This window comes from Duganella sp. CF402, assembly GCF_900109645.1.
GTDB lineage: Bacteria > Pseudomonadota > Gammaproteobacteria > Burkholderiales > Burkholderiaceae_D > Rugamonas.
The window spans coordinates 1,306,805-1,328,598 of the sequence record NZ_FOBG01000001.1 but is presented as its reverse complement, the minus strand read 5'-3'; the positions used below and the strand labels follow the sequence as shown (position 1 = coordinate 1,328,598).

The following is a 21,794-nucleotide window of genomic DNA, read 5'->3' as shown; positions in this document are numbered from 1 at the left end:
CTCGTTCAGGTTCACGCACTGCTCCTCATTTTGCAATGGGGAGCAGCATACGTGCCGATTATGACGCGCCGATGACCATGCCCGGCAAGGCCGGTTCGGCCGGCTGCGGTGCTTCCACGTCCTGCGTCGCCAGTTCCAGTTCTTCGAAGGCATCGTAGGTCAGCTGCATCAGGCGGTCCGGGTCTGGCACCAGGTCGGTGTCCACGAACAGCGCCAGCTGGATCTGCCCGGCGTAGGAGATGAAGGCCAGGCCCACCCCCAGCTTGCCCGCTTGCGGCACCCAGCAAATCAGGTCGGTCAGGCGCGAGCCGGCCAGGTAGCGACGGCTGGCGGGGCCTTCGATATTGGTCAGTACCACCGAGCCTTTGGATGTGAACAGGTTTAGTGCGAAGTGCTGCAAGGCGGTCGGCAGGCAGCCGGCGATGGAAAGGAAGGCCATCGTGGCGCGCGGCTGGTGCGAGCGCTTGATCGCAGTCATGCGGCTGCTGGACAGGCGCAGACGTTCGGCCGGATTGTCCTCGTTGGTCGGCAGGTCGACCGCCACCAGTCCGAACTCGTTCCCTAGCTGGAAAGCGTTGGCCTTCTCGCGCAGGTTGAAGGTGACGGCGGCGCGAAGAGCGCGACCATCGGGGCGCTGTCCGCGTTCGCTCAGGTAAGTGCGCAGCGCGCCGGAGACGGCGGCGACCCATACATCGTTGAGCGTAACGCCCACGCGTTTCGACATGGCGCGTACGCGCTCCATTTCCAGCGGCGGCAGCCACACCAGCTGCTTGGCGCCGGTCATCGGGGCTTTGAACTGGCTGTGCGCATCGGGCCACAGGATGGACAGGCGCGCCACGTGGGCAGCGATCTTTAGCCATGACAGACCGCGCACCACCGCCGAACAGACCTTGTTATGCGCCACCGCGCGGTGTGGATGACCGACCGGCGAAGGCGTCTTGCCATGCAGGCCGTTGTCGTCGGTGAGATGGTTCAACACGTGCACAAGTCCGAGGCCGTCGGTAATGCAGTGGTGGACGCGGAACACGATGGCGTGGCCGCCGTTGACGCGGTCCAGCACCGTCATGTGCCACATCGGGCGGTCGCGTTCCAGTGGCAGGTGGGCGAGGCGAGTCAGGTGTTCGTGCAGCCCTGTGTGCGGCAGGTCGTGCTCCATGCGCTCCAGCTCAACGTGGCGGGTGATGTCGAACTGGTCGTCCTCCACCCAGTGCGGACGGCCGCGCAGGCGTACCACTTTCTGCGTGAAGCGCGGATAGTTGGGCAGCCGGTGGGCGATAGTCGATACCAGCCGCTCCATGTCGACCCGGCCTTCGAACAGCAGGATACTGTTGATGACCATCAGATTCTTTTCCGTATCCATGCGATGCCATGCATGGTCGCGTCGCGTCATTACCGCCGGTGCTGCGTGGGCTTTGCTCATTCGTGCTGTCTCCTGGTGCTGCTTTTATATAGTTATAGGTGCTGCGGATACTTCTTCTACGGGCTTCGGTGCGCGCGGGCGCAGGGCATAACGGTTCAGGCCAGTCATGTGGATGCGGCACAGGTAGTCCTGCCAGTCGATGGCGGCAGTGTCCACGTTGTAGCGTGCGCGGTCCTCACTGCTGAAACGCTGGGCCAGCGCTTGCAGGCGGTCGCTCCGGAATACGTAGCGCGGCGCGGTGTAGAACGAGAAGGTCAGGGCCAGCAACTGGGTGGTGCGCAGCGCTTCGAGCTTCGGCGACTCGCCCGCGCCGAGCAGCTTGCGCACCGCGCTCCAGCTGGTGGCGCCGATGCGCATGGCGCGCAGCATCAGCAGGAATAGCGGGCGGCTGACCACGCGGAAGTCGTGTTTCGGTTCGTTGTAGAACAGGCGCTCGTACTGGCGCCAGTTGCGCTGCGACTCGCCCTTAATCAGATCGATCACGCGGCCGACGGTGATGGGGTTGGTGGCGCCGGTGCAAGCCTGATAGATGCGCATGGCCGGCGCGGACAGCAGCGCTTCGGCCGCAGCCAGGATGACGCTGTTGGCCACCAGGTCGGCTGGCACGATATCCACCACCTGCTTCGGCTTGGCCGGGAAGAAGTTGGTCTTGCCGCGTGCGTAGGCGAGGATGATAGCGTCGGCCACCTTCACGCCTTCGATCCAGCCGGGCGCCGGTTCGGCGAGCGTGCTCTCGATGATGGATGGGCGCACGATGGTCAGCGAGCGGCCGCGCATGGCGGCCATCGCCAGCTGTTCGCCCATCCACTTGGTGAAGGTGTAGGTGTCGTTCCAGCCGTGGTAATTGGCTTCCTTGATACCCAGCTCTGTCAGGCGGCGTGCCAGTTCGTCCGGCTCATGTACCTCGGCGCGCAGCATGGCGATGCGGTGTTTCAGGTGCTGCAACAGCGCGTACAAATCATAATGGCCGTCGGCGTGGCGCGGGATGGCGGCGCGTGCCGGCGTCACATTTTGTTCGACCATCTGGCCACGGTTATAGCCGTTGACATAGCAGGTCGACACCTGGATCAGCGGTGCATTGCCAGCGCGCGCCAGTTCGGTGATGTTCTGCACACTGAGGGCGTTGATGGCCAGCGCTTCATCGAGCGCCTCGCGGAAGTTGACGCTGGCGGCGGCGTTGATAATCAGGTCGATTCGGCGTGCCAGCGCGTTGAAGGCGGTAATCGGCATACCGAAGCCCGGTTCCGTCACCTCGCCGGTGACGCATTCGATCTTCTCGGCGAAGAACTCGGCCAGGAAAGCAGGGCGCTCGGCGCGCAGGCGGTCGAAGATGGAGGAGGTGGCGATGTCGCGTTCAAAGCGGGTCCGGGCGTCGGCGCCGTTACGGCCGCCGCGTATCAGCAGCACGATGCGGCCGATATCGGGCACGCTGCGAATCAGTTTTTCCAGCACCACTTTGGCGAGGAAGCCGGTGCTGCCGGTAATCAGGATGCGCTTCCCCGAGAGTGCCGCGTGCACATTCAATGCTGGTGTCATAGGTTTCTCAGAAACGAACGGTGTCAGAACTGCAATGAACCGATCTTAGAGCGAAACCGTTAAGTAACTAGCTACTTTGCACTGGCTTGCGGAGCCAAACGCATGGCGTGGGGAGTCATCTCCGATGGCGCCGAGGGTGGGCGCCTGCGGCATTTGTACAACGAAAGAAGGAGGGGGCGACACAAGAGCTGGCGGGACTGGTGCTCTTAGTCCGTTCCCGCCCCGTTGCAGACGATCAGAGCTATTTAATTTCCGTAGTTTTGCATTCACTATCCTCATACTCGTTCCCCCAATCCCATGTTCCCGTGCAAACTTGGGAATTAACGATGTCTCCAGAAAAAGACAAATCAAATTTATACAGGAAGGGATTTGACGAGCAAAGCAAATTGAAAGATTCAATTCCCATTATTTTCCTATCATTCAATTTTATTTCTTGAATATAGTAAAAAGCATTCTCAGGACACATTCCATCTTGCCGAACCGGGATAACTTCTATTTTAGCCTCGACAAAATTCACCCCTATCTGGCAATTAAGGTCTGTTGATTTTTCATCAGATATTAATCTATACCCGGGCAATATGGGAATAGAATCTTCGTCATTAGCGCGAACAACTCCGCGAAGTGAAAATAGCTTCTCCTCAGGCGAACACTTATAAGCGACAGAAGGCTGAGACCAATCAGCCTTGGCCACGCAGGATACCAGAATACTGAAATAAATTAAAAATCTCAATTTCATTCGCTCATGGTTCCTTCTCATCAAACCCAAATTTTTTTGGAATTTCTGTCGAATGGCCGGTTATGGCCGACTGCAGTCTATCCCAGCGATTCTTTAGACCAAAGAAGAAAGTAGGCGTTGGTACAGCAACCAGAAGCCTCCGCCAACGCTCTGTTGTCCAACCCAGGGAAACGTGCCTGCAATTCTTTGACCAACCCGTGCTGCCTTGCATAAAGTGCCGTTTAATCATTTTCGCTTTTTAGTTTTAACTCTTATGGTAGCCCGAGAGAATAGCGAATTAAGAGAAAGAAAAGCTCACACATTTTCACAAACATGGAAGCTTATGCTGGGAATTACTCAGTTTTGCAGCGCGTCATGCAATTTTGTGCGCAAGGCTTCCCGTTCGGCTAGCGAAGGGATTTGGTCGTTGGCAGCAGTGGTGAGGCGCGATACGTCGGCACGTGGAATGATTGTCATATCCGCATAAACAACCAGGCTGCGGAATGCGAAACCATGTTTTTGCAAGTGCTGCATGACGATGGTTGCTAGACGCGCTTTTGTTTGATTAGGGACGCCCCATATTAGCACGGGCTTTTTGCCGCCCGCCACACAGAAGTCGGCGGTGTACTCATCAGCATTCGGAACGCCCGTGGCAATGAAGTCGCGGGTGATTGCATCGTAACCCGCAATATTGCTTAGGTGCGTACTCAGGTCTTCATAAAATGTACTCTCAACCTGTATCCGGTTCAGGAAAGTGAGATCATGAATTTTAGTCAGGGCTTGGCCGAATTGGAAAATCCCTGTTGCGAGATTGGTGGCCGGGATTTCCAGATTTAAGTCGCCTTCATCGTCTGCGATGCCCATTTCAGACAGGATTTGCTGGAATACTTTGTTGCGAGTGCCTTCTGCGAGCTTCGAAATGTCATGTTCGTAGCTCAGATGCATAAACGTCGCCCCTTTGTCGCTCAGCCGGAAGCCGCCGCTTGGCAGTCGCTTGAGATAAATGGAGAAGCGATCGCCGTCGGGAAAGGCAAACGGAGTCCTAATTACAATATCTCCACTTGGCCGTTGCTTGAGTGTTACCTTGGCGCACAGGGCGGCGCAGAGCTCAGCTTCCAAGTCTTCAATTTTGTCGCTCATCAGAAACTCAGATTGGTTTGCGCATCATTGACGTTAGCAGACGGCTCCGTCCAGCTAATATTGCAGTCAGCCAGTAAGCGGTGGCCAGATGTATGTGGCAGGAGGCGTCGAAGAGAGTGCCTTCAATGGGATTGCTGTGTTCGTGATCTGAACCGTTATAGCGGATCAGCATAACTTTGTGGGATGCTGTGGCGTGCCAAAGTAGTCCACATGAATAGCTGTCGGCCACCATCGTACTCTGCCTGGTAATCAGCGTGAAGCTCTGACTGCCGTCGGCGCTTTGCACGTCAAGGTTCTGTTCTTTGTGTTTTGCCTTGGGTGTCTGTTTGGCGCGCTTATTGCGGATGACTTTTTCGCAGGTCAGGAGACTGTTGATGATTTCATCGGTCAGGCTTGCCGGGTCCATTTTCGACGCTTTCCGCTTCAGGGTTGCTGCTCCGCAGCAACGTTGGTAAATACTCAAAACAACACTGGCCGCATGTGGCGGCCAGTGTTGTTATTTTGCTGCTAAAGGCGCAATTAATTGTCGCGGATGCTCCATGCCCGGTTGATGCTCAGGGCGGCCAGCGAGCTGACAGCACCCGACAGCAGGTACAAGCCCGCATACGCCAAACCAAAGTGCGACGACACGCCCAGGGCCACCAGCGGCGCGAAGCCCGCGCCCACCAGCCACGCTACGTCCGAAGTCAGGGCGGCGCCGGTGTAGCGATACTTCTGCGGGAAGTTGGAGGTCACCGCGCCCGCAGCCTGGCCGTACGACAGGCCCAGCAGCGAGAAGCCGATCAGGATGAAGGCGTCCTGGCCGTGCTCGCCGCCGTCGATCAGGAACGGCACGAACAGGCTGAAGATACCGATCATGGTCGCCAGCGTACCCAGCGTGCGGCGGCGGCCGAAGCGGTCCGCCACATAGCCGGAGACGATGATGCCGACCGCCATCAGGGCCACGCCCACCATCTGCACCTGCAGGAAGCCTGCCAGCGAACGCTGCGAGGTGAGGGTGATCCACGACAGCGGGAACACGGTCACCAGGTGGAACAGGGCATAGCTGGCCAGCGCAGCCAGTGCGCCGATGATGACGTTGCGCGACTGCGATTGCATCAGCTCGCCCACCGGAACTGGATCGAGCTGGTGCTCGTCCAGCAGGTGCGAGTATTCATGCGTGGTCACCAGGCGCAGGCGGGCAAACAGGGCCACTACGTTGATGGCAAACGCCACGTAGAACGGGAAGCGCCAGCCCCAGTCGAGGAAGTCCAGCGAACTCAGCGTGCTCAGCATGTAGGCGAACAGGCCGGCCGCGATGACGAAGCCGATCGGCGCGCCCAGCTGGCCCAGCATGGCATACCAGCCGCGCTTGTGCTCGGGCGCATTCAGCGCCAGCAGCGACGGCAGGCCGTCCCACGAGCCGCCCTGGGCAATACCTTGCCCAATACGCAAGATGGACAACAAGACAATCGACCAGGTACCGAGCGAGGCGTAATCCGGCAGGAAGGCGATGCCGGCGGTGGACACGCCCATCACCATCAATGCCAGTGTGAGCTTGGCTTCCCGCGTGAAACGATGCTGGACTGCCATAAATGCGACAGTTCCAATCGGTCGTGCAATAAAGGCCAGCGCAAAAATCGCAAAAGCGTATAGTGTTCCGTCAAGTCGGCTTTCGTACGGGAAGAATACGGACGGGAACACCAAGGCCGAGGCAATGGCGTAGACAAAGAAGTCGAAATACTCGGAGGCGCGCCCGATCACCACGCCAATTGCGATTTCCCCAGGAGAGATATGTCCATCCCTGGCATTGATGCTGCGTGCGCCAGGGCTCGTTTGATGATGTTCGTGGACGCCAGCTGCATGGACGTCACTGATAGAAGTCGTGTTAGCCATAGTCTCTTGTCTCGTGTTAGTTGTTATTACAAGGGCTGTCCAGGCGGGTAGGACAAAGTGTCCAATGGCAAGAACGGTCCTTAGTAAGTACAGTAGCATGATCCCAACAATCTGTAACGTACATTACCGCATGATTCCTCCTATCGTTCGTCGTGGATTGCTCCTCGCACCGTTAATGTGGCTCGCTGGCTGCGACACGGTCGTGCTCAATCCGTCTGGGGATATCGCAGCGCAGCAGGCACACCTTGTCGTTGTGTCAACACTGCTGATGCTGTTGATTATCGTTCCTGTCATGTTCCTGATCTGCTGGTTCGCATGGCGCTATCGCAAGTCGAATACCGCCGCCGAATACAAGCCGGACTGGGACCACTCCACCAAGCTCGAACTGCTGATCTGGGGCGCTCCGCTGCTGATCATCATCGTGCTGGGCCTGATCACCTGGATCTACACCCACTTGCTGGACCCATACCGTCCGCTGAGCCGCATCGACGAAAACCGTCCGATCGCCGCTGGCGTCAAGCCGCTGGAAGTGCAAGTGGTGTCGATGGACTGGAAGTGGATGTTCATCTATCCAGAGCAGGGCATCGCTACCGTGAACGAACTGGTCACCCCGATCGACGTGCCAGTGCGCTTCCACATGACCTCGACCTCGGTGATGAATGCGTTCTACATCCCTGCGCTGGCCGGTATGGTCTACACCATGCCTAGCATGGAAACGCAGCTGAACGCGGTAATGAACAAGGTAGGCGTGTACGACGGCTTCTCGGCCAACTACAGCGGTGCCGGCTTCTCGGACATGAAGTTCAAATACCACGGCGTGTCGCAAGCCGACTTCGACGCCTGGGTCGCCAAGACCAAGACCAGCACCAGCGCGCTGACCCGCGCCGAGTTCCTGGCCCTGGACAAGCCGACCATCAAGCACCCGATCATGCATTTCGGTAGCGTGGACAAGGGCATGTACGACCTGATCCTGAACCGTTGCGTGGCTGAAGGCAGCACCTGCATCAACACCCAGATGCACCAGGATGCAACGCGCATCAAGGCAGCGGCAGCCATCAAGAAACTGCCAGAAGAAGTGTGCGAGCCGACCAACGTCGCCGCCACTACTGCTCAACCTACCCGTAAAGAATGACCATGTCTGATCTGAATCTCACCAGTCTGATCTTTGGACGGCTGTCGCTGGAAGCAATTCCTTACCACGAGCCTATCCTGATCGGCACCTTCGCTATGGTGGCGATCGGCGGCCTCGCGCTGCTGGCTGCCATGTTTAAATTCCGCCTGTGGGGCCCGCTGTGGCGCGACTGGATCACCTCCATCGACCACAAGAAAATCGGCATCATGTACATGGTGCTTGGTATCATCATGCTGCTGCGCGGCTTCGCCGATGCACTGATGATGCGCGCACAGCAGGCTATCGCTTTCGGCGATAACCCTGGCTTCCTGCCGCCGCACCACTACGACCAGGTGTTCACCGCCCACGGCACGATCATGATTTTCTTCGTGGCCATGCCGTTCGTGACCGGCCTGATGAACTACGTGGTGCCGCTGCAGATCGGCGCGCGCGACGTGTCGTTCCCGTTCCTGAACAACTTCTCGTTCTGGATGACCACCTTCGGCGCCATGCTGACGATGGTATCGCTGTTCGTCGGTGAATTCGGCAAGACCGGCTGGCTGGCGTTCCCGCCGCTGTCGGGCATCGCTGCGTCGCCTGATGTCGGGGTCGACTATTACATCTGGTCGCTGCAGGTGGCCGGTGTGGGGACAACGCTATCCGGGGTCAACCTGATCGCCACCATCGTCAAGATGCGCGCGCCTGGCATGTCGATGATGAAGATGCCTGTCTTCACCTGGACCGCCCTGTGCACCAACGCCCTGATCGTCGCGACCTTCCCGATCCTGACCATCACCCTGGTGCTGCTGTCGCTGGACCGTGTGGCTGGCTTCAACTTCTTCACCACCGAACTCGGTGGTAACCCGATGCTGTACGTGAACCTGATCTGGATCTGGGGCCACCCAGAGGTGTACATCCTGATCCTGCCAGTGTTCGGCGTGTTCTCGGAGATCGTTTCGACCTTCTCCAGCAAGCGTCTGTTCGGCTACACCTCGATGGTGTATGCGACCGTCGTGATCACCGTGCTGTCCTACCTGGTATGGCTGCACCACTTCTTCACGATGGGTTCCGGCGCGAGTGTGAACTCGTTCTTCGGTATCACCACCATGATTATCTCGATCCCGACCGGCGCGAAGATCTTCAACTGGCTGTTCACCATGTACAAAGGCCGTATCCGCTTCACCGTGCCGATGATGTGGACCGTGGGCTTCATGCTGACCTTCGTGATCGGCGGTATGACCGGCGTGATGCTGGCTGTTCCACCTGCCGACTTCGTGCTGCACAACTCGCTGTTCCTGATCGCCCACTTCCACAACGTGATCATCGGCGGCGTGGTGTTCGGCGTGTTCGCCGGTATCAACTACTGGTTCCCGAAAGCCTTCGGCTTCAAGCTGAACGAATTCTGGGGCAAGGTATCGTTCTGGTGCTGGCTGGTGGGCTTCTGGGTTGCGTTCACCCCGCTGTACATCATGGGCTTCATGGGCGTTACCCGCCGTATGAACCACTTCGATGATCCATCGCTGCAGATCTACTTCGTGATCGCCGCACTGGGTGCTGTGATTATCGCCGGCGGTATCGGCGCCTTCATCCTGCAGATCGCGATCAGCTGGAAAGACCGCGCCAAACTGCGCGACGTCAGCGGCGACCCGTGGGATGGCCGCACCCTGGAGTGGGCCACCTCGTCGCCACCGCCAGACTACAACTTCGCGTTCACCCCGGTGGTGCACGACAGCGATAGCTGGGCCGACATGAAGGCCAACCACTATCAGCGTCCGCTGAAAGGCTTCGTGGACATCCACATGCCGAAGAACACCGGCGCCGGCTTCATCATCTCGGCCCTGACGTTCGCCTTCGGTTTCGCGATGGTATGGCAGATGTGGATCCCTGCGGCACTGTCCTTCGTGGCGATGCTGGCGGCGATCATCATCCACACCTTTAACTACAAGCGCGACTACTACATCAAAGCTGATGAAGTAACTCGTTCCGAAGAAGCGCATACTCGTTTGCTGGAAAGCCATGTCTGAAATTAACGCTAACGGCGCCGTGAGCGCCGACCCAAGCGCGCGTTACTACGTGCGTGACCATCATCCGGAAAACGGCACCCTGCTGGGCTTCTGGATCTACCTGATGAGCGACTGCCTGCTGTTCGCCGGCCTGTTCGCCGCTTACGCAGTCCTGGGCCGCAGCTATGCGGGCGGCCCGTCGGGCGCCGAGTTGTTCGACCTGCCGCTGGTGGCCCTGAACACGGGCTTCCTGCTGCTGTCGTCGATCACCTACGGCTTCGCCATGATCGCCTCGCAGCGCAAGAACCTGAAAGCCACCATTTCGTGGCTGGTGGTGACCGGCGCGTTCGGCCTGTGCTTCCTGTACCTCGAGGTGTATGAGTTCCTGCACCTGATCCACGAAGGCGCGGGTCCGCAGCGCAGCGCGTTCCTGAGCTCGTTCTTCGCCCTGGTCGGCACCCACGGCCTGCACGTGACCTTCGGTACCGTGTGGCTGGTGACCCTGTGCTTCCAGCTGGCCAAGCACGGCTTGACCCATGAAAACAACCGCCGCCTGATGTGCCTGTCGATGTTCTGGCACTTCCTGGACGTGATCTGGATCGGCGTCTTCACCTTTGTCTACCTGATGGGAGTCCTGCCATGAGCGCACCACATAACCACGACCACCACGGCCACGGCCACGACGATCACGGTCATGGCGATGACGGCCACCACGGCAGCCTGAAGGACTACGCGATCGGTTTCATCCTGTCCGTAATCCTGACCGCGATCCCGTTCTGGCTGGTGATGACCCACCAGTTCGAAAAATCGAGCACCACCGCTATCGTGGTGCTGGCGTTCGCTGCGGTTCAGGTCATCGTCCACATGGTCTACTTCCTGCACATGAACGGCAAGGCTGAAGGCGGCTGGTCGATGCTGGCTACCGTGTTCACTGTTGTGCTGCTGTTCATCGTACTGTCCGGTTCGATCTGGGTCATGTACCACATGAACAAGAACATGATGCCTTCGATGGGCAACGATGTTCACAACATGCAAGACATGCAATGATGACGGGCGCGATTAAGCGCCAACGTCCCCGCGCCCTGCGCGTCATCCTGGCCCTCGTGGCCGGGGTGATGTTTGCAGGGTTTTTTGCTTTAGGGACGTGGCAAGTCTTCAGGTTGCAGTGGAAACTGGCGCTGATCGAGCGCGTGGACCAGCGCGTGCATGGCGCACCGGTACCGGCGCCGTTGCGCGCGCAGTGGCCGGCTTTGAGCCCCGAAGCGGACGACTATCGCCGTGTGCAACTGAGCGGCGTGCTGCTCGACGGTTCGACCACGCAGGTGCTGGCGTCGCTGGAACGCGGCATCGGCTACTGGGTGGTGACGCCGCTGTGCACGGCCGATGGCATCGTGATGATTAACCGTGGCTTCATTGAGGCGGGCCTCGGCGGCTGGAAGCCACAGCCAGCGCCGCCTGCGGCTGCGGCGGATGCCTGCGCTGCGGCTGCCGGTCCCACCGTCACCTTCAACGGTCTGCTGCGCCTGAGCGAGAAGGCAGGGCGCTTGCGCGCCAATGAGCCTGCGCGGAACTACTGGTACACGCGGGACGTACAGGCGATTGCTGCCGCGCGTGGCCTCGGCAATGCGCCGGTTGCGCCGTATTTCGTTGACGCCGATGCGCAGTCGGCGCTGGCCGCCGGTCCGGTGGCGGGCGTGCAGCCGACAGGCGGATTGACGGTTATTTCCTTCGTCAACAACCACTTGGTTTATGCTATCACCTGGTACGCACTGGCCCTGATGGTGGCCGCTGCGGTAGTCTGGGTAATCCGAGATGCGCGCAAACAAAAATCCTAATCCTTATGATCGTGGCCGGCCGGGCATGCCGGTGATAGAGCCACTGGCGGCGGTGAATGCTTCCGCCAACACCATCACCTCGGCGGCGGGCCACAAGAACATGCAGCAGCTGATCCAGCTGCGCTGGATCGCGGTGGTGGGGCAGATCACCACCATCGCCACCGCTTCCATTTTGCTGGGCGTGCAGCTGCCGATGCCGGCCATGCTGAACGTGCTGGCGTGCCTGATCGCGTTCAACGTCGCCAGCATCCTGCGCTGGCAAGAAAACCAGGTGGTGTCCAACAGCGAACTGCTGCTGGCGCTGACCGTGGACGTTGCCAGCCTGACGGCGCAGCTCTACCTGAGCGGCGGCGCCACCAATCCGTTCGTGTTCCTGTACCTGCTGCACGTGATTCTGGGCGCGGTGCTGCTCGAAACGTGGTCGACCTGGACCATCGTGATCGTCACCGGCATGTGTATCGCCGGGCTGGCGCTGTTCTCGGAACCGCTGCCGCTGCCGCAGGATCACGCGCTGGGCATCTTCAGCCTGTATGTGCAGGGCATGCTGATCTGCTTCATTCTCGATGCGGCGCTGCTGGTGGTGTTCATCACGCGGATCACGCAGAACATGCGCAGCAGCGCGGCCAAGCTGGCGGACTTGCGCCAGCGGGCGGCAGAGGAAGAACACATCGTGCGCATGGGCCTTCTGGCCTCCGGCGCGGCGCATGAACTGGGGACGCCGCTGGCGACGCTGGCCGTGATCCTTGGCGACTGGAAGCGTATGCCCGAATTCAAAGGCAATCCGGAACTGCTGGAAGAAATCAGCGAAATGCAGACGCAGCTCAAGCGCTGCAAATCCATCGTCAGCGGCATCCTGCTGTCGGCCGGCGAAACGCGCGGCGAATCGTCGGCGGCCACCACCATCAACACCTTCCTTGAGGAAGTGGTGGCGGAGTGGCGTGTCGGCCGTCCGGTGGTGGAATTTGAGTTTAAAAACCGTATCGTGCCGGACCATCCGGTGGTGTCCGATTCAACGCTCAAGCAGATGATCTGCAATGTGCTGGATAATGCGCTGGAAGCGTCGCCTGCGTGGCTGCGCATGGAGACCAGCGTGGAAGGCGATACACTGGTGCTGCAAGTGACCGACAAAGGCGCGGGCTTCGACCCGACCATCCTGGCGCAGTTCGGCAAACCATACAATTCCAGCAAAGGCCGTCCCGGCGGCGGGCTGGGACTGTTTTTGGTGGTGAACGTGGCGCGCACGCTGGGCGGCGAAGTCGAGGCGACCAATTTGCCGCAGGGCGGGGCGTTGGTGCGTCTGACGCTGCCGATGTCCGCCATTGAAATCGAATCGGAACAACAATGACGACAGAAGAAGAACGAGTACTGCTGTTGGTGGAGGATGATGCGGCGTTCGCCCGTACCTTGGGGCGTTCTTTCGAACGTCGCGGCTACAAAGTGCTGCTGGCGGAGAACGTGGATGAAGCCAGCGCGCTGCTGGTCGACAATTCGCCGGGTTACGCCGTGGTGGACTTGAAACTGAAAGGCAACTCGTCCGGCCTGGCCTGCGTGCAGATGCTGCACGAGCATGACGAGGAAATGCTGATCGTGGTGCTGACCGGTTTCGCCAGCATCAACACGGCGGTGGAGGCGATCAAACTGGGCGCCTGCCAGTATCTGGCCAAGCCGTCCAACACCGACGATATCGAAGCCGCGTTCGAGCATGTGGCTGGCGCCGCCGAGCTTGAGCTGACCACGCGCGCCACTTCGGTGAAGACGCTGGAGTGGGAGCACATCCACGCCGTGCTGGCGGAGACGGACTTCAACATCTCCGAAGCGGCGCGCCGGCTTGGCATGCACCGCCGCACGCTGGCGCGCAAACTTGAAAAGCAGCGTGTCAAATGAGCCAGGCATCTTTATTCGACTTTGAGCCACCGGCGAAGAACACCGACCGGCTGTTCTTCGCCGTCATGCCGGACCCGCAAGCGATTAGCGCCATTCGCGCGCTGACGCCGGAACTCAAGGCGCAGCATGGCATGAGCGGTAAGCCTGTCGACGACGCCAAACTGCACGCGACCTTGTGCGTGTTGGGCGACTTCCCCGGCATGCCGGATGCGCTGATCAAAACCGCCTCGCGCGCCGCCGCGCTGGTGGCCGATAGCACACTGCCGTTCAAAGTCAGCTTCGATACCGCGCAGACCTTCATCACCGGCCCGCGCCATCGCCCGCTGGTACTGACGGGCGGTGAGGGCGTGGTCGGCCTCACAGGCTTCTACAAAAACCTGTCCGGCGCGCTGCTGAAGACTTCGGGCCTGCGCAACACGGCCAGCTACACGCCGCACGTCACGCTGCTGTACGACGACGTGGCAGCGACGCCGCAAAGCGTGGCGCCAGTCGAGTGGACTGTGCGCGAGTTCGTGCTTCTGCACAGCCACATCGGCCAAGGCCGCCCCTACAACATCCTGGCTCGCTGGACATTCTGAAGTATGTTAGTTTAGATGCTGTCGATTTCTATCGGAGGCATCATGCTAATCAGGCGTTGTGCTGTGCTGTTCGTGGAGCCGCGCGAGGATCTGGATGTGGACTGGGCCGCGCTGTTTGCCGGGCAGGGCGCCATCGGCGCGACGATACAGTGGGTCGCGCTGGCGCCGCATCTCGGCGAGGAGGCGATCGTCGATGCGGCCGAGGTGCAAGCGCTGGGCGCCATCAGTCTCACGCTGTGGCAGGAGCGCGCCACTTGCGAATCGCAATTCGGTGCTGCCGTCATCGCGCGCCTGCTGAAACAGGGCCTGCTGCTCAGTGACGCGCCTGAAAGCGCTGCCTTGCGCGAACGTGATGAGGTGCTGCGCTCCCAGCACTGGCGGCCGTTGTCCGCTGCCTTGCATATGTTTAGCCGCTGGACAGACATGCGCGTCGACAAGGGCATGCAGTTCCCCAGTTTTGAAGAACTGGTCGATAACTACGGTACGCCGCCCGGTCCCACTGTTGATCGCCGCAACGATGGCCTCTCTATCGCCTTGCCACAGCCGGAGCGCGCGCGGCTCGATGACACGCTATTCCAGCGCTATACCAACCGCAATTTCGACCATAGCGCCGTGGTGCCGCTGGCGACCGCTTCGCGCTTGCTGCAACGCGCCTTCGGCTCACAGGGCGAAAAGGAGATGGCGCCCGACGCCTACGTATTGAAGAAGCTGGCGCCATCGGCCGGCGGCCTGCATCCCACTGAGGTGTATGTGCTGGCGCAGCGGATAGAGGGCATCGCACCCGGCCTGTATCACTATCAACCGGTACGTCACGCGCTGGAACCGCTGGCTGAGATGGCGCCCTCTGAAACCGAGGAGCTGGCGCTGCGCATGGTGGCCGACCAGGATTGGTTCCAGCCCGCGCCGATGCTGGTGGTGTTGGTGTCGCGCGTGGAGCGTAATTTCTGGAAGTACCGCAATCACGCCAAGGCCTATCGCGCGCTATTGCTCGACGCTGGCCATTTGTCGCAGACTTTCTATTTGCTCGCCACCGAAGCCGGCATGCCGGCCTTCGTCACCGCCGCCGTCAATGAAATCGATATTGAGCGCGCGCTCGGCCTCGATCCGCTCAAGGACATGGTGATCGCCGTGTGCGGCTGCGGCCCGGCCTCCGGCGCGCAAAATACCGTCGAGCTGCATTACGAGCCGTAAAAAAAACCCGGCCTCGCGAGGCCGGGCGGATCTGTCAGAGAGGAGCGCTTAGCGTTGGCCCGACAGGAAGAACGGAACAGCGCCGGCTGCACTCTCCACTTTGCCCTGGATGGCGTGACGGTCGGCGGCAATGACTTCTTTCGCAGGCAGGCTGCGGATGCTTGGAATCTGGCTGGCGTCGAGCTTGATGCCCAGGCCGCCCAGGGCCAGTTGTGGATCTTTCAGGAAACTCTGGCGGAAGCTGTCGTCGCCAGCGAGTTTGGACAGCAGCAGGTCGAGGTCTTGCGGGGAATGCGTAGCCATGTCTTGCCCTTTCGTTTGGGGTGGGGATTGCCTGTGCGGAGAACACGATTTCATCGTAAGACATGCACGATGCGATCTCAAGCCATTTTTCAAAGCTAGCAAGTTGCTAGGTAGTCTGCTCGGTCTCGGGTTCGCGCGCCACAATCTCGCGCCGCGCGCTAGTCATGACAACTTCGAACGCTTGCATGAATGCACGCAGCAAGTCGGACAGCGCGGCCGGTTCCTCTCTGAGACGGTCTTCCAGCGCAATTGACGTTTTAAAAAGTTCGTTTGCAGAAAGATTACCCGCCGCGCCGCGAATCCGGTGCACCAAATCGGCCGCATGTAACATTTGGCCGGAGTGGATTGCATCTTGAATCTGTTGCAAACTGGATTCAAAGTCGTGCGCGAACAAAGCCAGCAGTTGCGACAGCAGCGCGTCGTGGCCGCCCAGCCGTTCCAGCGCCGCAGGCACGTCGATGCCGGGCCGGGCCCGCGCCGGCCCGGCCGGGAACTCCGGCCGGCGCAGCGGTATTTCCGGCGCGGCCGCCACGCGGCTCGGGTCCGGCGTTACCCAGGTGGCCAGCACCGCGTACAGGGTGTCCGGGTCGATCGGTTTGGTGACGTAGTCGTTCATGTCCATTGCCAGACAGCGTTCGCGGTAGCCGGCCACCGCGTGCGCCGTCATGGCGATGATGGGCAGGGTCGCGTGGCGCTCGTTGGAGCGGATCAGGGCCGTGGCCTGGTAGCCGTCCATGTCCGGCATCTGGATATCCATCAGCACCGCGTCGTAATTACCCGCCGCGGTCATGCGCGCCGCTTCCTCGCCGCTGCTGGCCACGTCCACGCGCACGCCGGCGCGCTGCAGGATTTCGCTGGCCACCTGCTGGTTGATGGCGTTGTCGTCCACCACCAGCACGTACGCGCCACGGATGCGCTGCACCGCCACCGACGGCGGCGCGCTGATGCTGACCGCTTGCTGGCTGGACTCCATGCCCAGCGCCGCCAGCACGGCATTGCGCAGCAGTTGCGGGCTGGCCGGCTTGTCGAGGAAGGGCATCAGGCGCACCTGCTCGATGGTTTCCTTGTTGTGTTCACGCGCGTAGGCGGTCACCATCAGCACCGCCGGCACGGTCGCCAGTTCGCCGTCTTCGGCGATGCGCTGCAGGGTTTCGATGCCATCCAGGTCCGGCATGTCGGCGTCGATCAGCAGCACGTCGTAGCTTTCCAGCTGCATGGCCGCCACCGCCGCGCTGCCCGAGGCTACGGCGCGCGCACTCAGCCCCAATCCTTGCAGCTGGATCTTCAGCACGTGGCGGGTGTTTTCGCTGTCGTCGACGATCAGCACGCGCTTGCCCTGCGCGGCCGGCGGCACCGGCGGCAGGCGTGGCGTCTGGTCGGCCGCCGCTTGCAGGTGCACGGTGAAACTGAAACTGCTGCCGACGCCCGGCTCGCTATCGACCCGGATCTCGCCGCCCATCTTGCGCACCAACTGCTGCGAGATGGCCAGTCCGAGGCCGGTGCCGCCGTACAGGCGCGTGGTGCTGGCGTCGGCCTGGGCGAAGGCCTGGAACAGGCGCGCCTGCTGTTCTTCGCTGATGCCAAGACCGCTGTCTTCGACGGTGAAGCGCAGCACCAGCGGCCCGCCCGGCACCACGTTGGGAGTGGCATCGTCCAACTCGACGCGTAGTTCGATGTGGCCGCGCGCGGTGAACTTGAGTGCATTGCCGACCAGGTTGACCAGGATTTGCCCCAGCCGCAGCGGATCGCCGAGCAGGTTGGATGGTACGTCGGGCGCGGCCCACAGCACCAGTTCCAGTCCGCGCTCGGCGGCGCGCCACGAGAACAGGTCGGCGATCTGGTTCAGGGTGTCGGGCAGGTCGAACGGCAGGGCTTCCAGTTCCAGCTTGCCCGACTCGATCTTGGAGAAGTCCAGCACGTCGTTGATGATCTGCAGCAGGCTTTGGCCCGCACGGCTGATCTTGCGGAAGTAGTCCATCGGCTGCGCCGGCAGGTCGAGATGGGTGCCCAACCCCGCGAAGCCGAGGATGGCGTTCATCGGCGTGCGGATCTCGTGGCTGATGTTGGCCAGGAAGTCGCTCTTGGCGCGGGTAGCCGCTTCGGCGTTGGCGCGGGCCTGCTCCAGCATGCGCATCGAATGCGCTTTCTGGAAGGCCGAGACGAAGGGCTCTTTCAGCGCCTTGAGCAGATCCAGGTCGCTTTCGGCGAAGCTGGCCTGGTACTGGTAGTTCTCGAAGATCAGGTAGCCCTCGACCTGGCCGTCGATCACCACCCGCACCGACAGCAGCGCGCACACGTCGCCGGGCAGCGAATGCGCATGGTGCACTTCGAAGATGTCGGGCGCGATCATGTTGGCCTGCGGCGCGTAGCGCAGTTCTGCCTGGCGCAGGTCGATGCGGTAGGCGTCGGCGGCGTCGATGCGGCCCCACGCGGCGCGCAGGCTCAGGGTCTCGGTGCCGTTGTCGCGCACCAGCGCCAGTGCCGAGTCGATGCCCTTGATGATGGTCGATTCGTGCAGGATGGTGTGCAGCAGCGCGTCGAAATCGATTTGCTCGTTGATCGATTTGACGATGGCGTTCAGCTTTTCCAGGTGCTGGGTGCGCGAGTAGACCAGCGCCTGCAAGGCCTCGCCCTTGCGGTGCAGCTGTCGCACGCGCCAGCGCACCAGTGCCCACGCCAGCGCGCACGCGGCCAGGAAGTAGCCCAGCCACGCCCACCAGGTCTGGTGCCAGGCCGGCAGCACGATCACGCGCAGCGTGGTTTCGTCGGAATTCCACAAGCCCTCGCGGTTACTGCCGCGCATGCGCAGCACGTAGTGGCCCGGCGGCAGGTGGCCGTAGGTGGCGATGCGGCGGCTGGCGTCCACTTCCAGCCAGCGCTGGTCGAAGCCTTCCAGCAGGTAGGAATAGCGGTTGCGTTGCGGCGCCGAAAAGTCCAGCGCGGCCAGCTCCACCTCGAAGGTTTCGTTACCGGGATGGAGTACCAGCGTCGGTCCCTCCTTGCCGGTCAGCTCGGCCGGCGTGACGTTGCGCTGGTCGAGCCGCACCGCGCTGATGACCAGCGGCGGGCGATACACCCAGTCGTTCAGCCGTCCGGGATAGATCACCGCCATGCCGGCGGTGGCGCCGAACACGATGTCGCGTTCATGGGTGACGGTGCTGGCGCCGATGAAGAAGGTGCGGAAGGCCAGGCCGTCGGCGCGGCTGAGCGAACGCGCGCGCAGGCTGCCGGAATCGATGACGGCGATGCTGTCCGAGGTGGCGGCCCAGATGCGGCCCACCGGGTCCGATTGCAGCGCCATGACGGTGCCGTTGGACAAGCCGGCGGTGGCGGTCACGCGCTCGAAGGTCGGTTCGCCCAGCGCATCGCGCCCGGTCATGACGCAGATGCCGCCGCCGTGGGTGCCGACCCACAGCCGGCCGAGGCGGTCCATTACCAGCGAACTCAGTACCGATTCCGACAGCGCGTCGGTGCGCGCCGGGTTGGCCTTGACCTGTTCCACCTTGCCGCTGTCGGGATCGAGCCGATTCAAGCCGTTGCGGGTGGCGACCCACAGCGCGCCATCATTGTCGGCGATGACCGCCGTGATGCGATTGTCGCTCAGACCGCCGCCCTCCTGTGGCCCCTGTACGTAGTTCCGCAGCACGCCGGTGGCCGGGGTGTAACGCAGCAGGCCATCGTAGGTTCCCAGCCACAGCTCGCCCTTGCGCGCCAGCAGGGTGCCGATGCGTGGATAGGGATTGTGCTGCGCCAGCGGCACGCGCTTGACGGCCTTGCCATTGCGGCTGGTGTGGTACAGCCCCAGCTGCGTGCCGATCCAGGCTTCGCCCGGTTCCGCTTCGGCCAGCGTCAGTATCATGCGGTTGGGCAGCGCGGTATCGGGCTGGTGCGGGTCGGGCCGCAGCACGGCGCGCCGGGCGCCATCGCGCGGCACGATATCGATGCCCTGGTCGGCCAGGCCGATCCAGACTTCGCCACGGCTGTCGGTCATCAGCGCGGAGACCGCCGATTCCTGCGCGCCCTCGGCGCCGAACACCGAGTCGATCGCTTCGCTGTGCGGATCGTACAGGTCGACGCCGCGTTCGGTGGCGACCCATACCATGCCGCCACGCGAGCGCAGCAGGGCGGCGGTGCGGTCGTTGCTCAAGCTGAAGGAGACCGCCGGCTGGTGCTGGATGCGCACCGCGCGATTGCTATCGGTGCGGTATTCAATTACGCCGCCGCCGTAGGTGGCGGCCCACCAGATGCCTTGCGAGGTTTCGGTCACCGCCAGCACCATATTGGCTTGCACGTCCTTGACGCCACGCAGGGCGACGATGCGGCCGTTGTCGGCTTGCGCCTCGACCAGGCCAAAGCCGCTTTTCAGCGTGCCAAAGGCGATCTGGCCGCGCGCGTTCTCGCCCAGCGCCAGCACGGTGTCGCTCCAGTTGCCGCTGCCTTCGCCGCGCACCGGGACCCCGACGATGGTGCCGCCGGGCCGCATGCGCGCCAGGCCGGTGGCAGTGCCGATCCACAGGTTGCCGGCGCGGTCCATCAACAGCGAGCGCACCTGGTTGTCGGGCAGGCCGGGCGTGTCTTCGTGGCTGTAGCGGCGCATGGTCTTGTGGACCAGGTCGTAATATTTGAGGCCGTCCGGGGTGCCAATCCACAGATTGCCCTTGGCGTCGCTGACGATGGCGCTGACCAGGCCCCGGCTCAGTTCATCGTTGACCCGCACGAAGCGTTCGGTGTGCTTGTCGTACAGCGCCAGGCCGGCGGCCACGGTGCCGACCCAGACGCGGCCGGCCACGTCCACGTGCAGGCTTTGGACAAAGTCGCCGGGCAGGCTGGTAGGGTCGGCCAGGTCGTGGCGGAAATTGCGCATGCGGTAGCCGTCCCAGCGCGCCAGGCCAGTCTGGGTGCCGATCCAGATAAAGCCGTCGCCATCCTGAGCCAGCGCCATCGCGACCGGGTGCGGCATGCCCTGGTCCAGCCCCAGATGCTCGAATAGCGGCGTAGCCAGTTGATCCCAGCGTTCGGGACTGGCATGGGCCGTACCGCCGGTGCCCAGGCATGCCAGCACCGCAAAAACGGCGGTGCACAGCCAGCACTGGGCGGCGATCAGGACGCGATGGGTGTAGGCGTGATCGTTCATGGGGTGGTTTAAGCATACGGAAATGCTGACTGAAAGTCTACGACTGCCAGCGGGAAATCGGCTTCGCTTGTACAATCGCCACAGGCAAACCAGAGTAGGTATAGACATGAAACCGGAAGTATTGGTATATGCGGCCAGCCAATCGGCCAGTGTGATGGCGCAGTTGGAGCAGTATTTTGATTGCCGCCATTTGTGGCAGCAGCCGGCCGGCGAGCGGGCGGCTTGGCTGGAGGGCGTGACCGGCAAGGTCCGCGCGGTGCTGACCACGGGCGGCATCGGCATCACGGCGGCGCAGCTGGCGCAGTTGCCGAAGGTCGAAATCGTCGCGGTGAACGGCATCGGCACGGATGCGGTGGACCTGGACGCGTGCCGAGCGCGGGGCGTGGCGGTGACCAATACGCCGGGCGTGCTGACCGACGATGTGGCGGATCTGGCTTTGACGCTGCTGTTGTCGGCCGCGCGGCGGCTGCCGGCGCTGGACTTTTATGTGCGCACTGGCGCGTGGGAGGCCGGCAAGGCGCTGGCGCCCACGCGCGCCCTGCGCGGCAAAGTGTGCGGCATCTACGGTTTCGGCGCCATCGGCCAGGCGATTGCGCTGCGGGCGCAGGCGTTTGGCATGCAGGTGCAGTATTACCAGCCGCGCGTCAAAGAGGGCGTGAGTGTGCCGCGCACACCTTCGCTGCTGGCGTTGGCCGAGGCCAGTGATTATCTGGTGGTTGCCGCGCCTGGCAGCCCGGCCACGCGCCACACGGTGGATGCGGCGGTGCTGGCGGCTCTGGGGCCGCAAGGTACGCTGGTGAATATAGCGCGCGGCTCATTGGTGGACGAGGAAGCGCTCATCACAGCGCTGCGCGACCGCACACTGGGCATGGCGGCGCTGGACGTGTTTACCGACGAGCCGCGCGTGCCGGCCGCGCTGCGCGAACTTGAACATGTTGTATTGACGCCGCACGTGGGCAGCCTCACGGTGGAGACACGCCACGCAATGGGCCAACTGGTGGTGGACAATCTGCGCGCCCATTTCGCCGGCAAACCGCTGTTGACACCTGTTGCCTGATTGTTTCATATT

The 21,794-nt window shown here is 61.8% G+C and carries 18 protein-coding genes; 10 read left to right on the top strand and 8 right to left on the bottom strand.

Annotation, left to right across the window (positions count from 1 at the left end; genetic code table 11):
• Positions 1 to 58: 58 nt before the first annotated feature.
• The 6 genes from BMZ70_RS05970 to BMZ70_RS05950 form a co-directional block, all read right to left on the bottom strand.
• Complete coding sequence (locus BMZ70_RS05970) at positions 59 to 1,420, bottom strand: wax ester/triacylglycerol synthase family O-acyltransferase (protein WP_092271232.1); 1,362 nt, start codon at positions 1,418 to 1,420, stop codon at positions 59 to 61.
• 24 nt (positions 1,421 to 1,444) lie between these two features.
• Positions 1,445 to 2,956 (bottom strand): fatty acyl-CoA reductase, encoded by a 1,512-nt coding sequence (locus BMZ70_RS05965; protein ID WP_092271231.1) that lies wholly within the window; start codon positions 2,954 to 2,956, stop codon positions 1,445 to 1,447.
• A 241-nt stretch (positions 2,957 to 3,197) separates the two neighbouring features.
• Complete coding sequence (locus BMZ70_RS27905; protein WP_130300890.1) at positions 3,198 to 3,692, bottom strand: hypothetical protein; 495 nt, start codon at positions 3,690 to 3,692, stop codon at positions 3,198 to 3,200.
• 336 nt (positions 3,693 to 4,028) lie between these two features.
• Positions 4,029 to 4,811: a DUF1828 domain-containing protein gene (locus BMZ70_RS05960; protein WP_092271229.1), complete on the bottom strand. Its 783-nt coding sequence runs from the start codon at positions 4,809 to 4,811 to the stop codon at positions 4,029 to 4,031.
• 7 nt (positions 4,812 to 4,818) lie between these two features.
• Positions 4,819 to 5,217: a DUF6978 family protein gene (locus BMZ70_RS05955; protein WP_092271227.1), complete on the bottom strand. Its 399-nt coding sequence runs from the start codon at positions 5,215 to 5,217 to the stop codon at positions 4,819 to 4,821.
• 113 nt (positions 5,218 to 5,330) lie between these two features.
• A complete protein-coding gene (locus BMZ70_RS05950) occupies positions 5,331 to 6,686 on the bottom strand; it encodes an MFS transporter (protein ID WP_092271225.1) in 1,356 nt (451 codons plus the stop codon).
• A 130-nt stretch (positions 6,687 to 6,816) separates the two neighbouring features.
• Here BMZ70_RS05950 and cyoA point away from each other — a divergent pair, with 130 nt between their 5' ends.
• Genes cyoA through BMZ70_RS05905 form a run of 9 tightly spaced genes read left to right on the top strand, consistent with a single transcriptional unit; the run spans position 6,817 to position 15,288 of the window.
• Positions 6,817 to 7,818: a ubiquinol oxidase subunit II gene (gene cyoA / locus BMZ70_RS05945; RefSeq protein WP_092271224.1), complete on the top strand. Its 1,002-nt coding sequence runs from the start codon at positions 6,817 to 6,819 to the stop codon at positions 7,816 to 7,818.
• Complete coding sequence (gene cyoB / locus BMZ70_RS05940) at positions 7,815 to 9,821, top strand: cytochrome o ubiquinol oxidase subunit I (RefSeq protein ID WP_373922470.1); 2,007 nt, start codon at positions 7,815 to 7,817, stop codon at positions 9,819 to 9,821. The genes cyoA and cyoB overlap by 4 nt, the downstream gene beginning before the upstream one ends.
• Positions 9,814 to 10,443, top strand: coding sequence for a cytochrome o ubiquinol oxidase subunit III (cyoC, locus tag BMZ70_RS05935; protein ID WP_092271222.1), 630 nt, complete (start codon positions 9,814 to 9,816; stop codon positions 10,441 to 10,443). The genes cyoB and cyoC overlap by 8 nt, the downstream gene beginning before the upstream one ends.
• Complete coding sequence (gene cyoD / locus BMZ70_RS05930) at positions 10,440 to 10,847, top strand: cytochrome o ubiquinol oxidase subunit IV (protein WP_092271220.1); 408 nt, start codon at positions 10,440 to 10,442, stop codon at positions 10,845 to 10,847. The genes cyoC and cyoD overlap by 4 nt, the downstream gene beginning before the upstream one ends.
• Entirely contained in the window at positions 10,844 to 11,635 is a 792-nt protein-coding gene (locus tag BMZ70_RS05925; protein ID WP_092271217.1) for an SURF1 family protein, read from the top strand. The genes cyoD and BMZ70_RS05925 overlap by 4 nt, the downstream gene beginning before the upstream one ends.
• Before the next feature lie 25 nt (positions 11,636 to 11,660).
• Positions 11,661 to 12,980: an ATP-binding protein gene (locus BMZ70_RS05920; protein WP_092271214.1), complete on the top strand. Its 1,320-nt coding sequence runs from the start codon at positions 11,661 to 11,663 to the stop codon at positions 12,978 to 12,980.
• Positions 12,977 to 13,519, top strand: a complete 543-nt coding sequence (locus BMZ70_RS05915) for a response regulator transcription factor (RefSeq protein WP_092271211.1) — start codon at positions 12,977 to 12,979, stop codon at positions 13,517 to 13,519. Before BMZ70_RS05920 ends, BMZ70_RS05915 begins: the two co-directional genes overlap by 4 nt.
• Positions 13,516 to 14,097, top strand: coding sequence for a 2'-5' RNA ligase family protein (locus BMZ70_RS05910; RefSeq protein WP_092271208.1), 582 nt, complete (start codon positions 13,516 to 13,518; stop codon positions 14,095 to 14,097). Before BMZ70_RS05915 ends, BMZ70_RS05910 begins: the two co-directional genes overlap by 4 nt.
• Before the next feature lie 42 nt (positions 14,098 to 14,139).
• Positions 14,140 to 15,288 (top strand): putative peptide maturation dehydrogenase, encoded by a 1,149-nt coding sequence (locus tag BMZ70_RS05905; RefSeq protein WP_092271205.1) that lies wholly within the window; start codon positions 14,140 to 14,142, stop codon positions 15,286 to 15,288.
• Positions 15,289 to 15,336: 48 nt separating this feature from the next.
• Here the strand turns inward: BMZ70_RS05905 and BMZ70_RS05900 are convergent, their stop codons facing one another.
• Together BMZ70_RS05900 and BMZ70_RS05895 are read right to left on the bottom strand one after the other, a co-directional pair.
• Positions 15,337 to 15,591 carry an NHLP-related RiPP peptide gene (locus BMZ70_RS05900; protein WP_092271202.1) on the bottom strand — a complete coding sequence of 85 codons (255 nt, stop codon included), beginning with the start codon at positions 15,589 to 15,591 and terminating at the stop codon, positions 15,337 to 15,339.
• A 106-nt stretch (positions 15,592 to 15,697) separates the two neighbouring features.
• The gene (locus BMZ70_RS05895; RefSeq protein WP_092271199.1) at positions 15,698 to 20,725 is read right to left on the bottom strand and encodes a response regulator; all 5,028 of its coding nucleotides are present in this window, start codon (positions 20,723 to 20,725) and stop codon (positions 15,698 to 15,700) included.
• Between the two features lie 106 nt (positions 20,726 to 20,831).
• On the opposite strand from BMZ70_RS05895, the gene BMZ70_RS05890 reads away from it, so the two are divergent.
• Positions 20,832 to 21,782, top strand: a complete 951-nt coding sequence (locus BMZ70_RS05890) for a 2-hydroxyacid dehydrogenase (RefSeq protein WP_092271196.1) — start codon at positions 20,832 to 20,834, stop codon at positions 21,780 to 21,782.
• Positions 21,783 to 21,794 lie beyond the last annotated feature (12 nt).

Bases quoted from the DNA above. Each gene is read 5' to 3' on its own strand.
- BMZ70_RS05970 (WP_092271232.1), bottom strand. From the start codon at position 1,420: ATGAGCAAAGCCCACGCAGCACCGGCGGTAATGACGCGACGCGACCAT.
- BMZ70_RS05965 (WP_092271231.1), bottom strand. From the start codon at position 2,956: ATGACACCAGCATTGAATGTGCACGCGGCACTCTCGGGGAAGCGCATC.
- BMZ70_RS27905 (WP_130300890.1), bottom strand. From the start codon at position 3,692: ATGAAATTGAGATTTTTAATTTATTTCAGTATTCTGGTATCCTGCGTG.
- BMZ70_RS05960 (WP_092271229.1), bottom strand. From the start codon at position 4,811: ATGAGCGACAAAATTGAAGACTTGGAAGCTGAGCTCTGCGCCGCCCTG.
- BMZ70_RS05955 (WP_092271227.1), bottom strand. From the start codon at position 5,217: ATGGACCCGGCAAGCCTGACCGATGAAATCATCAACAGTCTCCTGACC.
- BMZ70_RS05950 (WP_092271225.1), bottom strand. From the start codon at position 6,686: ATGGCTAACACGACTTCTATCAGTGACGTCCATGCAGCTGGCGTCCAC.
- cyoA (WP_092271224.1), top strand. From the start codon at position 6,817: ATGATTCCTCCTATCGTTCGTCGTGGATTGCTCCTCGCACCGTTAATG.
- cyoB (WP_373922470.1), top strand. From the start codon at position 7,815: ATGACCATGTCTGATCTGAATCTCACCAGTCTGATCTTTGGACGGCTG.
- cyoC (WP_092271222.1), top strand. From the start codon at position 9,814: ATGTCTGAAATTAACGCTAACGGCGCCGTGAGCGCCGACCCAAGCGCG.
- cyoD (WP_092271220.1), top strand. From the start codon at position 10,440: ATGAGCGCACCACATAACCACGACCACCACGGCCACGGCCACGACGAT.
- BMZ70_RS05925 (WP_092271217.1), top strand. From the start codon at position 10,844: ATGATGACGGGCGCGATTAAGCGCCAACGTCCCCGCGCCCTGCGCGTC.
- BMZ70_RS05920 (WP_092271214.1), top strand. From the start codon at position 11,661: ATGCCGGTGATAGAGCCACTGGCGGCGGTGAATGCTTCCGCCAACACC.
- BMZ70_RS05915 (WP_092271211.1), top strand. From the start codon at position 12,977: ATGACGACAGAAGAAGAACGAGTACTGCTGTTGGTGGAGGATGATGCG.
- BMZ70_RS05910 (WP_092271208.1), top strand. From the start codon at position 13,516: ATGAGCCAGGCATCTTTATTCGACTTTGAGCCACCGGCGAAGAACACC.
- BMZ70_RS05905 (WP_092271205.1), top strand. From the start codon at position 14,140: ATGCTAATCAGGCGTTGTGCTGTGCTGTTCGTGGAGCCGCGCGAGGAT.
- BMZ70_RS05900 (WP_092271202.1), bottom strand. From the start codon at position 15,591: ATGGCTACGCATTCCCCGCAAGACCTCGACCTGCTGCTGTCCAAACTC.
- BMZ70_RS05895 (WP_092271199.1), bottom strand. From the start codon at position 20,725: ATGAACGATCACGCCTACACCCATCGCGTCCTGATCGCCGCCCAGTGC.
- BMZ70_RS05890 (WP_092271196.1), top strand. From the start codon at position 20,832: ATGAAACCGGAAGTATTGGTATATGCGGCCAGCCAATCGGCCAGTGTG.